The 13,510-nt window shown below is 38.9% G+C and carries 10 protein-coding genes; all 10 read left to right on the top strand.

Annotated features, from left to right (window positions below; translation table 11 throughout):
* Positions 1 to 408 precede the first annotated feature (408 nt).
* A complete protein-coding gene (locus tag CGC57_RS06040) occupies positions 409 to 3,753 on the top strand; it encodes a SusC/RagA family TonB-linked outer membrane protein (protein WP_095898387.1) in 3,345 nt (1,114 codons plus the stop codon).
* 13 nt (positions 3,754 to 3,766) lie between these two features.
* On the top strand, positions 3,767 to 5,251 hold the full coding sequence (locus tag CGC57_RS06035; protein WP_095898386.1) for a RagB/SusD family nutrient uptake outer membrane protein: 1,485 nt from the start codon (positions 3,767 to 3,769) through the stop codon (positions 5,249 to 5,251).
* Positions 5,252 to 5,281: 30 nt separating this feature from the next.
* On the top strand, positions 5,282 to 6,121 hold the full coding sequence (locus tag CGC57_RS06030; protein ID WP_095898385.1) for a zinc-binding metallopeptidase: 840 nt from the start codon (positions 5,282 to 5,284) through the stop codon (positions 6,119 to 6,121).
* Between the two features lie 14 nt (positions 6,122 to 6,135).
* On the top strand, positions 6,136 to 7,485 hold the full coding sequence (locus CGC57_RS06025) for a DUF4302 domain-containing protein (protein ID WP_157909308.1): 1,350 nt from the start codon (positions 6,136 to 6,138) through the stop codon (positions 7,483 to 7,485).
* A gap of 17 nt (positions 7,486 to 7,502) precedes the next feature.
* Complete coding sequence (locus tag CGC57_RS06020) at positions 7,503 to 8,456, top strand: leucine-rich repeat protein (RefSeq protein ID WP_095898383.1); 954 nt, start codon at positions 7,503 to 7,505, stop codon at positions 8,454 to 8,456.
* Positions 8,457 to 8,479: 23 nt separating this feature from the next.
* Complete coding sequence (locus CGC57_RS06015) at positions 8,480 to 9,811, top strand: DUF4302 domain-containing protein (RefSeq protein WP_095898382.1); 1,332 nt, start codon at positions 8,480 to 8,482, stop codon at positions 9,809 to 9,811.
* Between the two features lie 84 nt (positions 9,812 to 9,895).
* On the top strand, positions 9,896 to 10,027 hold the full coding sequence (locus tag CGC57_RS13110) for a hypothetical protein (RefSeq protein WP_262482415.1): 132 nt from the start codon (positions 9,896 to 9,898) through the stop codon (positions 10,025 to 10,027).
* Between the two features lie 31 nt (positions 10,028 to 10,058).
* Complete coding sequence (locus CGC57_RS06010; protein ID WP_095898381.1) at positions 10,059 to 10,673, top strand: hypothetical protein; 615 nt, start codon at positions 10,059 to 10,061, stop codon at positions 10,671 to 10,673.
* Between the two features lie 14 nt (positions 10,674 to 10,687).
* A complete protein-coding gene (locus tag CGC57_RS06005; RefSeq protein WP_095898380.1) occupies positions 10,688 to 12,013 on the top strand; it encodes a DUF4302 domain-containing protein in 1,326 nt (441 codons plus the stop codon).
* 72 nt (positions 12,014 to 12,085) lie between these two features.
* Positions 12,086 to 13,417 (top strand): DUF4302 domain-containing protein, encoded by a 1,332-nt coding sequence (locus tag CGC57_RS06000; protein ID WP_095898379.1) that lies wholly within the window; start codon positions 12,086 to 12,088, stop codon positions 13,415 to 13,417.
* Positions 13,418 to 13,510 lie beyond the last annotated feature (93 nt).

Below are 13,510 nucleotides of genomic sequence, written 5' to 3'. Positions count from 1 at the left end.
TTCCCGATGATTTTTTCTAATATCCACTTAGTTTATTCAAAAATTATTTTCTTAAAAAGTGTTAAATTTTATTTTTGTTTCAGCGGTGTTTATTACCTCGATTTCATCTGTTTATTTCCTATAAACTCTTTTATATGTTTAGAAATGAATGATTTACACTTTAACAACCCTATGTGATAAAATTCGTATTTTTTTAAGAGAATAACTGAGGTATTTCTATTGAATATTCCAGATCATTGAGAATACTGCAATTTTTTAACAATAACTCTAAACATTCTTTAAAAAATACCTTTAACAAAAAGATTTTATATGCTTATAAAACCGCAGTGAAAAAAAATACCATAAAAAGTTGCTTTTATAAATTTTTTTTCTGAAACTTTGCAAAATAATTGACATAATATAATAGCGATGAAAGAAAAATTGATGTACGCACTGTTATGCGCTGTGCTGTTCGTCGGCGTTGCTTTTGCCCAAGAACACACCGTAACAGGGGTAGTAAAAGATGATGCGGGCACTCCACTACCCGGTGCCTCTGTAGTAGTAAAAGGTACCTCTCACGGGGTCGCTACTGATTTTGATGGTAAATACTCCATCAAAGTACCTAATAGTAAGGCTGTATTAGTCTTTTCGTCATTAGGTATGAAGCCTACTGAACGTTCTGTAGGTAATAACAAGGCAATCAATGTAACACTTGAAGTGGAAGCGCAGCAGCTCACTGGCGTGGTGGTTACAGGTTACCAAGAGTTTGACCGTTCTAAGTTTACGGGTAATGCCCAAACCCTCAAAGCCGACAATATTAAAATGGACGGTGTGGTGGACGTAGGTCGTATGATCGAAGGTCGTGCCGCAGGGGTAAACGTACAGAACATTTCAGGAACTTTTGGTACTTCTCCTAAAATTACCATTCGTGGGGGATCATCTATCTTTGGTGATACCAAACCATTATGGGTGGTAGACGGTGCTGTACAAGAAGAGGTGGTGAACTTATCATTCGAGCAATTGGCTTCGGGTGATGCTTCTACCTTGGTGAGTTCGGCTATTTCTGGTATCAACGCGAATGATATCGAGAGCATTGAAATTCTTAAAGATGCTTCAGCCCTTTCTCTTTACGGTGCGCGCGCCCTCAACGGAGCTGTGATTATCACTACTAAAAGTGGTAAAAAGAACGTAAAAACTCAGGTAAACTACCAATTAGAAGAGTCGGTGCGTATGATTCCTAATTACAATCAGTACGACATTATGAACTCTCAGGAGTCTATGGGTGTTTATCGTGAGTTAGAGGAAAAAGGCTATTTTTCACTTTCTTCATATACACAAGCGCGCTATGGAGGGGCTTATAATATAATGTATCGTGCTATCGATACTTATAACCCTGCTACTGGTCGTTTTGGATTAGAAAACTCTGAAGCTGCTCGTATTGCTTTCTTGCGCAAATACGAATATGCTAATACCGATTGGTTTAAAACACTTTTCCGCCCTTCACTTACACAAAATCACACTGTAAGTCTTTCAGGAGGGGGAGAAAATGCAACTGTATATGCATCAGTAGGTTTCTTTGTAGACCCAGGATGGACAATTGCTGACCGTGTGCACCGTGTAACTGGTAACCTCAAAACCACTTACAATCTTTCGCCAAAAGTAAAAATAGGAGTGCTTACTCAAGGCTCTATACGTACTCAGAGAGCACCTGGTACATTCAACCGTTCTGCCAATACTGTAAACGGTGGTTACGACCGTGATTTCGACATCAATCCCTTTAGTTATGCACTTAACACTACTCGTGCTTTGCGTCCTTATGGTGATGATGGTAAATACGAGTACTACAGTTATAACTATGCTCCTATGAACATCCTCAACGAGCTTGCTAATAACTATATGGATTTGAATGTGCTTGAGTATAAAATTCAAGGAGATTTAGAAATCAAATTAGCTAAAGGACTTAAATATAATTTCCTCGGATCTGTACGTCACGTAAAGAGTTCCAACGAACACTCTATGAGAGAAAGTTCTAACGTAGTAGGGGCTTATCGCGCCAATCGCACAACAGTGATTGCTAAAGCAAACCCTTTCTTGTTTGAAGATCCTGCTAATCCTGATAAAATACCTCAAGTGGTATTGCCTAATGGAGGTATCTATAAACTTACCGAAAACAACTTGCAAAGTTATTACTTCCGCAATGCTTTGGAGTACAAGCATTTGTTTAAAGAAAAACACGACTTAAAACTGTTCTTAGGTCAAGAATACCGCCATACCGATCGCGACAACCAAACTTTCAATGGTTATGGTTACCAATTTGAGCGTGGAGGTACTGCTTTTACCGATTATCGTGTGATTCAAAAGTCAATCCAAGAGAACTCACCTTATTTCGAAAAAGGATTCTCTAAAGAGCGTGGTATAGCTTTCTTCTTGCAAGGAACTTATACTTACGACAACCGCTATGTATTCGCTGGTACAGCCAATTATGAAGGTTCTAACCAATTAGGTAGAAGTCGTTCAGCTCGCTGGTTGCCTACTTGGAACGTGAGTGGTCGTTGGAATGCTTCTAACGAGAGTTTCTTGAAAGATAATACTAAGATTTCTAACCTTGCTTTCCGTGTGAGCTATGGGCTTATTGCTGGTTTAGGAGCTGCTAGTAATGCTTTAGCAGTTTTCAAAAACGGAGTAGCTAATCGTTACAATATTGGTGATAGAGAAAATATCATTGAAATTGACGATCTCCAAAATATGGATCTTACTTGGGAAAAAGTATACGAAACTAACGTAGGTATGGAGCTCGGCTTGTTTAAAAACCGCGTTAATTTATCATTAGACCTTTACCAAAAGAACTCTAAAGATTTGATTGACTATGTACGTACTTCAGGTATCGGTGGGCAATTTGTAAAATTGGCAAACAATGCCTCAATGGTGACCAAAGGTATAGAGCTTGCTTTGGATACTAAAAATATCAAAACTGATAATTTCAGCTGGAATACAGGTATCAACTTTGCCTATTTCAACCAAGAAATCACACACCTTACTTACCGTCCTAACGTGTACAATTTAGTGCGTGAAGTAGGTGGTAACGTAGTAGGAGGCGCACGCAACACCTTGTATTCTTATGATTTTAGAGGATTGAATGACAAAGGTCTCCCATTGTTCAACTTGCTTAATGGTAGTACTAATTTTGATGATATCGATTTCCAACAAATTGATAATATCTTGAGTTACCTCAAAAAAGAAGGTGCGGTAGAACCTAATATCACCGCAGGTCTTTCTAATACTTTCCGTTACAAGAACTGGGAACTCTCTGCACTTATTACTGCTCAAGCAGGAAATAAGATTCGCAAACCCGATCAGTATGACTCAAGCTATGATGATCTAAGTGTATTCCCTAAAGAAATGAAAAATCGTTGGGTACACCCAGGTGATGAAAAGACAACTAATATCCCTGGCATCCCCGATAGAAGAACTGTATATGAGATAGGCTCTAACACCTTACGTCGTGTGTACAACGCTTACAACTACTCTACTGAACGTGTAGTAGATGGTTCGTTTGTTCGTATGAAAAATATCTCTCTTTCCTATGCTTTCCCTAAAGAAGTACTTGAACAATTGAAAGTGAGTAATCTTACTTTGCGTTTACAAGCGGCTAACCCATTCCTTATCTATTCTGATAAGAATCTCAACGGTCAAGACCCTGAGTTCTTCCGTTCTGGTGGGGTAGCCTATCCAGTAACTGCTCAATATACCTTTACAATCAATCTTGGAATCTAAAAATCGTAAGTAAATGAAAAAGAATATATATATACCTATAGTAGCATTTGTTTTGGGGCTTTCCCTTAGCAGCTGCGATAAGTTCCTCGACGAGGTGCCTGATAAACGTACAGAGCTTGATTCGCCCGAAAAAATACAAGAACTTTTGGCGACTGCCTATCCTAATGCCTTGTATGCTGAGTTTTGTGAAACAATGAGTGATAACGCTGGTGATAAAGTAAAATTCTCACCAACTTCTGACCTCAATACTCAAATGTACTCTTGGGAAACTAACACTCAAAATAACACTTGGGATACCCCTCCTTACTATTTTTATGCAGCTTACCGAGCTATAGCTGCTGCTAACTACGCTTTAGAGGCTGCTAATGACCTCAAAGGAGGTAGTGAAAACAATTATCTCAAAGGGGAAGCCTTAGTAGCTCGAGCTTATGCACATTTTATGTTAGGACTTTTCTGGTGTAAACCTTATAATCCTGCCACTGCAGCTTCCGATTTAGGGTTACCTTATGCTACTAAAGCTGAAAGAAAAGTATTTGAAATCTATCGTCGTGTATCAGTAAAAGATTATTACGATGCCATAGAAAAAGACTTGACCGAAGGCTTACCACTTATTGATAATAGCAAGTATAGCAAACCTAAATTCCACTTTACCAAAGAAGCAGCTCACGCTTTTGCCTCACGTTTCTACTTGGTAAAAGGTGATTGGGATAAGGTAATAGAACACGCAAATCAAGCCTTAGGCAGCAATCCCGAAAATAAACTTCGCGATGTAAAAGGGCAACGTTCACGCACCTATGCACAACAAAGCGCTCTTTACGCTGCCTCCGATGAACCTACTAACGTGCTAATAGCAGGAGCTTCATCTAGATATGCAAGAAATTTTGCTACTAACAAATACAGTTTAACCTTACAAAAATCTAATGAAGTATTTGGTTCAGATTCTCATCCATTAGGAGGAGATTGGGCTTATCCTCTTTATGGAGGCGAAGACTATCGTAACTTCCCTAAATTTCAAGAGTATTTTAAATATCTGAATATATCAGCAGGAACTGGTTATCCTTATGATATGGTAGTACTCCTTTCTTACGACGAAGTATTCTTAAACCGTTTGGAAGCCTACCTAATGAAAGGTGAGAAAGCAAAATTCCTTACCGATTTGGTAATCTATTTGAAAAAGAAAACTTTACGAGATATTCCTAGTACTTTTGCATTGACCGAAGCTAATATGAATACCCTTTATCAAAACAAAGGTACAGAGTTCAATCCTGTCTATACACTCTCTACTCAACAACGCGAATGGCTACAAGCAGTAGTAGATGTGAGAAGAACCTCTTTTGTGTTTGAAGGTTTACGCTGGATAGACAATAAGCGCCTCGGGATGAAAGTTGTACACGTGAAAGCTGGTCAAACTATGGAACTTACTAAAGACGACCCACGTCGTGAGTTACAAATTCCTGAAGATGCTATTTCCAACGGTATTACTGCAAACCCAAGATAACTTAACAACAAACATTCAAATTAGTAAGATATGAAAAAGTTATATATCGCCGCAGTGTTAGCACTATCATTAGCTGCCTGCAATAATAAAGAAAATCTTAGCTCAGAGAGTGTGTTAAAACCCAGAACTACGGCTCAAACAGCATTAGATACTTATATCTACAACAATTTTCAGCAACCGTACAACATTATAGTAACCTATAACTATATTGATGCCGATTTTGAAATGGGGAAATATCTCTATCCTCCTACCGAATCCAAAGTGCAACCTATGCTTGAAATTGTAAAAAAAGTGTGGATTGACTCTTATACTCAAGTGGCAGGACAAGACTTTATCAAAAGCGTTGCGCCACGCCAAATTTCCCTTATTGGAGGGTATAATATGAATAGCGATGGTACTATCACCCTTGGGTTCGCCGATAGTGGTATGAAAATCACCCTTTTCAATGTCGATCAGCTTGATGTGACCAAACACGCCGCTACTCGCCAATATTTCCATACCATTCAGCACGAGTATTGCCACATCATCAATCAGAGAAAACCTTACTCTGAAGAGTATGGCAAAATCACCCCTTCGGACTATACAGCCAACTGGTATAATGTACGATTGGCAGATGCTAACAAAAAAGGGTTCATCACTCCATATTCTATGTTGAATGATATTGAAGATTTTGCCGAAATGACCTCAGGTATACTTAGTATGAGCAAAACCGATTGGGATGCTAAAATAAATGCAATCCCTGAAGAGGGTAGAAAACTCATTCGCAAAAAAGAAGCTTTTGTAGTGGCATATTTTAAAAGCGAATGGAATATCGACCTCTATCGCCTACAAGAAGTAGTAGAAAACCAAATGCTATCTGTATTACAATAAACTGGCTCTTATTAATGAAAAATTTTTTATATATAATTATTGCAGTTTTAGGTTTTTTTGCTTGTCAGAAAAATGAGCCTGAAGACCTTTTTGATGGTAAAACACCTTCTCAGCGTTTTGAGCAAGACCAATCTGAATTGCGTACACAACTCACCACTCCTGAACAGGGATGGAAGTTCACATATTTCACTGATAACAAGAAGTTTGGAGGATATACTTTCCTAATGAAGTTTACTCCTGATGGTTTTGTATCTATGGCTTCTGATGTGAATGCTACAGCTACCCCCACAACTAGTAAGTATGAAATTAAATGGGGGCAAGGTACACTACTTTCTTTTACAACCAAAAACTATATCCACGAACTTTCTGATAGTACAAAAGGAGAAACTGGAGTAGGTTTTAAAGGTGAATTTGAGTTCATCTATTTTGGTAAAGAAGGTAATAAACTCAAATTCAAAACTCAACGTAGTGATAATGAACAGTTTGTGTATTTTGAACCTGCAACTATACAAGATTGGAATACTATTCAAAATCTCAGTGGAAGTGTAGATGCTTTAGAAGGTGATATTTTTAGACATTTTTTTAGAGTTACTAAAGATGGCGTGACCAAAGATTATAGCATATCTCTATCTAATAGATTTTTAACGCTAAATCTTTCATCCGATCCTTCTCAAACGCTCAAAACAGCTCTTGTCCCTACTCAAGCAGGCTTTACTTTTGATCCCCCTTTGGTGATTGAAGGTAAAACTTTCACTCAGCTCACTTGGGATAACAATGCCTCTCCAGCACGTTACATCACTACTGTAGAGGGAGTTACTGCCGAAATACGTTTTGAATTGAGACCTTCTCAAGAACATATTTCTGATGATTATCAATCAGTACCAGCAACTATCAACAGATTCTTATTCTTGTCAAGAACACTATCTAATACACCTTTCACATCCGAAGGATTTAGAGATAATGTCATAAAAATAGATGATAGTAATCTGTTCCCATCAGTGATGATTTCGTTCAAGAGTAGCACTAAATGTGAGGTAGAAGTGCGTTATCTATTTCCTAATCAGCAGTTTCAATCTCGACTCATCTTTGTACATAACTACGAAATAAAAGATAAGCGTATTTATCTCAAGGAAAGGACAAGTATTGATGGCTCTAATTTAGATTTATGGCAAGCTACTGAAAATGAAGCTATTTTAAGAAAAGCCTTAACAGCCCTCAACAGTATAGCCTACTTAGGAAGTGAAGGCTTCTACATAAGAAAGGTAGCTAATAAATTTTATTATAATGATGATGTATATGTAATACAAAGTCATCGTTTGCCTAACATCTACTTCCCTACTTATGGGTATTTTCAACAAAACTAAACTTAAAAAAATGTACAATGAAAAAAATACTTATTTTACTCGTTACCATTCTTGCTGTAGCTTGCAGCAAAGATGATAATAAAATCAATAATAACAACAATAACAACAATAGTGGGGGAGGAGGAAACACTTCCACCCCTACTGTTCAATACGATAATCTCAGTGTAGCAACTCAAACCCTTACTTTCACAACTCTTAGCAGTACCCAAAACCTCACTATTACAGCGGGTTCAGGTAGCTATAGTGCTACAGTAGTAGTTCCTATAGTGAATGTAAAGGTAGTGAGCAATACCTTAGAGATTACCAGTGTGGCAACAGGTACCACTACTATTACAGTAGTCGACACTAAAACCCAACAAAAAGCTGAAATTCCAGTAGTTGTAAAAACCCTTTATACGGTAGATGCTAATGGAACTATCACCCATTCCGATCGCCATAACTTCACCGATGATACCGATTTGGTACTCTCTGATGTAAAAGCTATAGCTGATGGTGTATTCAAAGGATTTGGGGAGTTCAAAAGTATCACTACCAATGGAGTGGAAAATTTTGGAAAATTAGCTTTTGCAAGTTGTCAACAAGTAGAAAAAATTACTTTAAAAGGCGTGAAATACATTGGTGTAGCAGCATTCCAGTTTAATAGCTCCGTCAAAACAGTTACAATTACAGGTGTAAATGATAGTGAACTAAAGATTGCAAAAGAAGGCTTTGCTACTTGTGCTTTGTTAGAGACTGTTGTATTACCTGCTCAAACTAAAGAGATAGGAGGTAATGCTTTCTTGCAATGCCGCCAGCTAACAGTAGTAAAATGTGCAGCAATAGAGGCTCCTAAAGTGTTTCGCACTACTTTTCCTAGCTTGATAGCAGGTACAGAAAGAGTATTGTACGTGCCAAAAGGAAGCAAAGAAAAATACGAAGCTGATGCCAACTGGAAAGACAAGTTCAGTCGTATTGAAGAAACTGATTTTTAAAACCCTTTAAAACTACATTTACAATGAAAAGACTCCTCTTATTACCCATCATCGCTTTGGCACTTTTTGCTTGCCAAAAGAACGAACCCGATGACCTTTTTGGAGGTAAAAACCCTTCTCAGCGCTTTCAGCAAAACCAAGCTGAATTGCGTCAGGAACTCACCTCTCCAGAGCAGGGTTGGAAATTTGTGTACTATACGAACGATAAAAAGTTTGGAGGCTTCATCATTTTGATGAAATTTACCCCTGAAGGACTTGTAACTATGAATTCTGATATAGGAGCTACGACCTCTTCCACTACTAGTAAGTATGAAATTAAATGGGGACAAGGTGCGCTGCTTTCTTTTACGACCAAAAACCATATTCACGAACTTTCCGATAGCGCAAAAGGAGAAACTGGAGTAGGCTACGAGGGAAATTTTGAATTTATATACTTTGGTAAAGAAGGTAACAAACTCAAATTCAAAACTCAACGTAGTGATACCGAGCAATTTGTGTATTTCGAGCCTGCTACTGCCCAAGATTGGAATACAATCCAAACGCTTAGTAGTAATGTAAAAACCTTGGAAGATAATATTGATAACTATTATTTTACAGTGAGTACTACAGCAAGTTCTACAGGTTATGAGATGAACTTTGCGAATCGCTTTATAACAATTACCTCTCTTGATGGAAGTAGCACACAAAAAGCCTCAGTTTATGCTACCGAAACAGGTATTGGTTTCAAACCAGCACTTACTTTTGAAGGTAAAACCTTTACAGGGCTTACACGTGATAATAGCACAACTCCTCCTACCTATAAAACTACAGTAGATGGAGTAACAGCACAAATGACTTATTCATTAGTGCCTCCTGAAGCCTTTATCAACGATGATTATAAAGATATGGAAAACATCCGTCTATTCTTGATAGATCCTGCTTCGTTTAGAAAAGGAACTTCTGCTCCATTCTATGATGATATACTCAAAGTAGATGATAATAAAGAATGGTATGTTTTTAGGGTATTTTTCCAAACAAACGGAAAATGCCAAATTCAAGTAGCGTATGATTTTCAAAATAATAACACGCCATCTTATTATCTTGTATCAACTACTTATGAACTAAAAAATAAACGTTTGTATATTAATAATAATGTATTGAGTGCTGGCTATAGCAATGCGGTTTGGAATAACGCTGAAAATGCAGCTATCAAAGCAAGAGCTACTGTAACAGCTGCTAAGTTTTTAGAAATAGCTTCCGAAGGCTTATATATCAAAAAAACAAGCCGCTTATATGCTAGTACATATATAATCTATACAATCCAAAGTCATAACCATCCTACTTATTATAGTGAAGGTGCAACAGTTAAAAGATAAAAATTATTAACTTCTCTGCCAAAGGTCATAGTCTATTGTACTAAGAACTTTGGCAGAGTTCTTAAACTTCTAATTCCTAATCAAATGTATAAATTTATCCTTATAGTATCTGTACTTCTGCTCATTGCTCATATTTTCTATGAGCCATCTATCTTAGGCATTATTGCCCTATTGCTACTTATTGCGCTATCTATTTGGAAAATAAAACGCCCATAACTAGCATTTAACCCCTTAAACCCCACACACAATGAAAAAGTTATTATTATCCCTGCTATTAGGTACTACAATTAGTGCTTTTAGCCAAGAAAAAGAAACCGCTAAAGATAGCATTCCGTATGCGAAATGGTCTTGTGAATTTGATGCAGGCTTAGGGCTTGCCGAAATGGTGAGCAGTGATTTCCAAATGAGAGGTGATGTAATGCGCATACAAATGCGAGTGCTCTACTCTCCTGAAAAAAACTTCCGCATCGAAATGGGATTGGGAGGCAGTGAGTTTTCACAAGGTGGCTTTCAGCAAAGTGAAAGTAACTACGCAATGCTCAAAGTCTCTACCCTCGATGTACCCGTACGCTTAGCTGTGGTTACCCCTGTGAGTCCTAATATTGGTATTGTCACGGGTGCCGGACTCCATCTCAGCGCTCCTTTGTGGCGACAGTTCAAAACTCAGGATGTGGACAACAAAGGTTGGATAGGAGGTACAGTCAACCTCGGGTATCACGCTTTTGCAGGAGTAGATTTATATGCTTCCGACCACAGTAAATTAGCAATTTTTGGAGAAATAGGAGGCTCTTTCTGGAACAAAGGCAACTACATCACCCGTTACCACGCTATTATCAATTTTAGTTATATTTATACACTTTAACCCCCTAAATCACAATGAAAAAAATCACCCTCCTATTGCTCGCTATGAGCCTCTCGTTCTGCACCAAGAACGACAACGATGCAGTAGATAACCCTATTGACCCAGTGGAAAACCCCGCCCTGATGAAAGAGCTTACTGCATCTCCCGACGGCTGGAAACTTACCTATATCTCCTCCGATGATTCTTTCGGGGGCTATAACTTCCTGATGAAGTTCGACACTCAAGGCAAAGTGTCTATGCTCTCCGATCTTAGTGCTACAGTTACCCCTACCACCAGCAGCTACCGCACTCAAGAAGAGGGGAGGGGCTTAGTACTCAGCTTTATTGGCAATAACCAAATCCACCTATTAGCCGATGCTCTACAAGGGGCTGCAGGCAATGCCCATACTGGGAAAGTCTATCAATTTCTATATACAGGTAAAGAAGGTAATAACCTCAAATTCCAAAATTTACTTTTAGGAAACAACGCTTTTGTGATATTCGAACCCGCCACCGCTGCCGATTGGTCACGTACCCCTGCGTTGTACAAAAATATTACCCCTTTAACTAATGCTGCCGCTCATTATTACCTAAAAGTAAGTCCTGCTACAGGTACCCCCACTACCTATCCTATCGAGTTTACCAATAGAGTGTTATCACTGAAAAATACCCAAAGCAAAGTCGCTACTTTGGCAACCGAAAAAGGTATTGCTTTCCATCGCGCTTTTACCTTAGGCGGACAGTCTTTCATCGAGTTAGAACGCGTTGCGGGTAGTGTGCCCCCCGTGTATAAAGCAACCGTCAATGGCGTTACTGCCGAGCTTTTCTACTCCTCAGTACCACCTAATTTCTTTGATGGCGACGATTATAAAGATATCAATACCACTATCGAAGGATTTGCTCTTATGAGCCAACATTTCAAAAATAATGAGTATATGACCGAGGCTTTCTATGAAGATGTGTTGAAAGTAGATGCCTCTACCGACCTCTTTATGCTTAAAATAATGTTTGATGGTGCTGATGATTGCCATATCCAAATAGGACATATTTTTCCAGACAAAGGCTTCTCTATACTCCAAATCAGCTGTAAGTACGAACTCAAAAACAAGCGTTTGTACTTGAAAGATAGTGATAAAAACCTGAGTACTTCTGCTCCTGATGTTTGGGGAGATGAAAAAAATAAGGCTATTTTAGAGCAAGCACAACGCGCCTTAGGAAGTGTTTATGCTCTTGGAGCGCAAGGGTTATACATCAAAAAACTGAATATCAAAGTTAAACCCCAAGAGGATAACCCCGTATATCTATTGCAAAGCTACGAATTTCCGTTGTACGCTTTCCCTATCTGGGGAGTTCCACTGTAGGGGCGATTGGCAAATCGCCTCTCCTGACCCCTGACCCTTAATAATGAGAAACTTAAGAAAGAAATAATAATAATGAAAAAATCCTTAAAAAACACCGTTCTCCTCGCGCTCGCTATGAGCCTCTCATTCTGCTCTAAGAATGATGATGACAACACTGGTAACGACTCCGTTACTCCAGTACAAAACCCTGCCTTGATGAAAGAGCTCACCGCATCTCCCGAAGGCTGGAAACTTACGTATGTCTCTCCTGATGATTCTTTTGGAGGCTATAATTTCCTGATGAAGTTCGACGATCAAGGCAAGGTAACAATGCTCTCCGATCTCAGTGCTACGGCTACCCCTACCACCAGCGGCTACAGCACTCAAGAAGAGGGGAGAGGCTTAGTACTCAGCTTTATCGGCAATAACCAAATCCACCGTTTAGCCGATGCTCTACAAGGAGCTGCAAGTATTGCTCACACAGGTAAAGTCTATCAGTTCCTATATACAGGCAAGGAAGGTAATAACCTCAAATTCCAAAACTTGCTTCTGGGAAACAACGCTTCTGTAGTGTTTCAACCCGCTACTGCTGCCGATTGGTCGCGCACTCCTGCGTTGTACAAAAACATTGCCCCTTTGAGCAACAACGCCTCTCACTATTACCTGAAAGTAAGCCCTACTACAGGTAGCCCTACTACCTATCCTATCGAGTTTACCAATAGAGTGTTATCACTGAAGAATACCCCAAGCAAAATTGCTACTTCAGCAACCGAAAATGGTATTGCTTTCCATCGCGCTTTTACCTTAGGCGGACAACCTTTCAACGAATTGAAACGCGTTGAAAACAGTAACCCTCCTACCTATCGCACTACCGTGAATGGAGTTACCGCCGAACTTTTCTACTCATTACTCTCTCCTGACGATTACAACAGTGATGATTACCAGCACATCAATACCCAAATTGAAGCACTTGCGATTAACACTCAAGTAATGAAAAAATATGAGTATCTAACCGAGGCTTTCTATCAAGATGTATTGCGCGTAGATGCCACTACCGACCTCTATATGGTGATGATGACCTTCTCAGGAACTGTTTGCCAAATAGAAATAGGGCACAATTTTGAAGAAAATAATCTTTCTTTTATAAGTGTAAACGCTAAATACGAACTCAAAAACAAACGCTTGTATTTCACCGAAACTGACGGAACTTTAACAGTTGATAACGAAGATCTTTGGAATGACCCTAAGAATAAGGCGGTGCTAGAACAAGCCAAACGAGCCTTAAACCGCATCTATGAACTTGGTAATCAAGGTTATTATGTGAAAAAATTGGATCTCTCTATCCGACCTTTTGCTACAAACCCCATCTATTTTTTCCAAAGCTATGAACATCCTCAATATGCTTTCCTTACTTGGGGACAATAAACTGTAATTTTTGTATCACTACACTTTGGCAAAGTTTCTTGCCTGTGCGGCTCGCACCTTTGCCAAAGTCTATTTCCTAACCTCTAACCCTTA

The sequence above is a fragment of the Capnocytophaga sputigena genome (assembly GCF_002302495.1).
Lineage (GTDB): Bacteria > Bacteroidota > Bacteroidia > Flavobacteriales > Flavobacteriaceae > Capnocytophaga > Capnocytophaga sputigena.
Note: the sequence above shows the minus strand (reverse complement) of the source record. Positions and strands in the feature narration are given on the sequence as shown.

Bases quoted from the DNA above. Each gene is read 5' to 3' on its own strand.
- CGC57_RS06020 (WP_095898383.1), top strand. From the start codon at position 7,503: ATGAAAAAAATACTTATTTTACTCGTTACCATTCTTGCTGTAGCTTGC.
- CGC57_RS06015 (WP_095898382.1), top strand. From the start codon at position 8,480: ATGAAAAGACTCCTCTTATTACCCATCATCGCTTTGGCACTTTTTGCT.
- CGC57_RS06005 (WP_095898380.1), top strand. From the start codon at position 10,688: ATGAAAAAAATCACCCTCCTATTGCTCGCTATGAGCCTCTCGTTCTGC.
- CGC57_RS06030 (WP_095898385.1), top strand. From the start codon at position 5,282: ATGAAAAAGTTATATATCGCCGCAGTGTTAGCACTATCATTAGCTGCC.
- CGC57_RS06010 (WP_095898381.1), top strand. From the start codon at position 10,059: ATGAAAAAGTTATTATTATCCCTGCTATTAGGTACTACAATTAGTGCT.
- CGC57_RS06025 (WP_157909308.1), top strand. From the start codon at position 6,136: ATGAAAAATTTTTTATATATAATTATTGCAGTTTTAGGTTTTTTTGCT.
- CGC57_RS06035 (WP_095898386.1), top strand. From the start codon at position 3,767: ATGAAAAAGAATATATATATACCTATAGTAGCATTTGTTTTGGGGCTT.
- CGC57_RS06000 (WP_095898379.1), top strand. From the start codon at position 12,086: ATGAAAAAATCCTTAAAAAACACCGTTCTCCTCGCGCTCGCTATGAGC.
- CGC57_RS06040 (WP_095898387.1), top strand. From the start codon at position 409: ATGAAAGAAAAATTGATGTACGCACTGTTATGCGCTGTGCTGTTCGTC.
- CGC57_RS13110 (WP_262482415.1), top strand. From the start codon at position 9,896: ATGTATAAATTTATCCTTATAGTATCTGTACTTCTGCTCATTGCTCAT.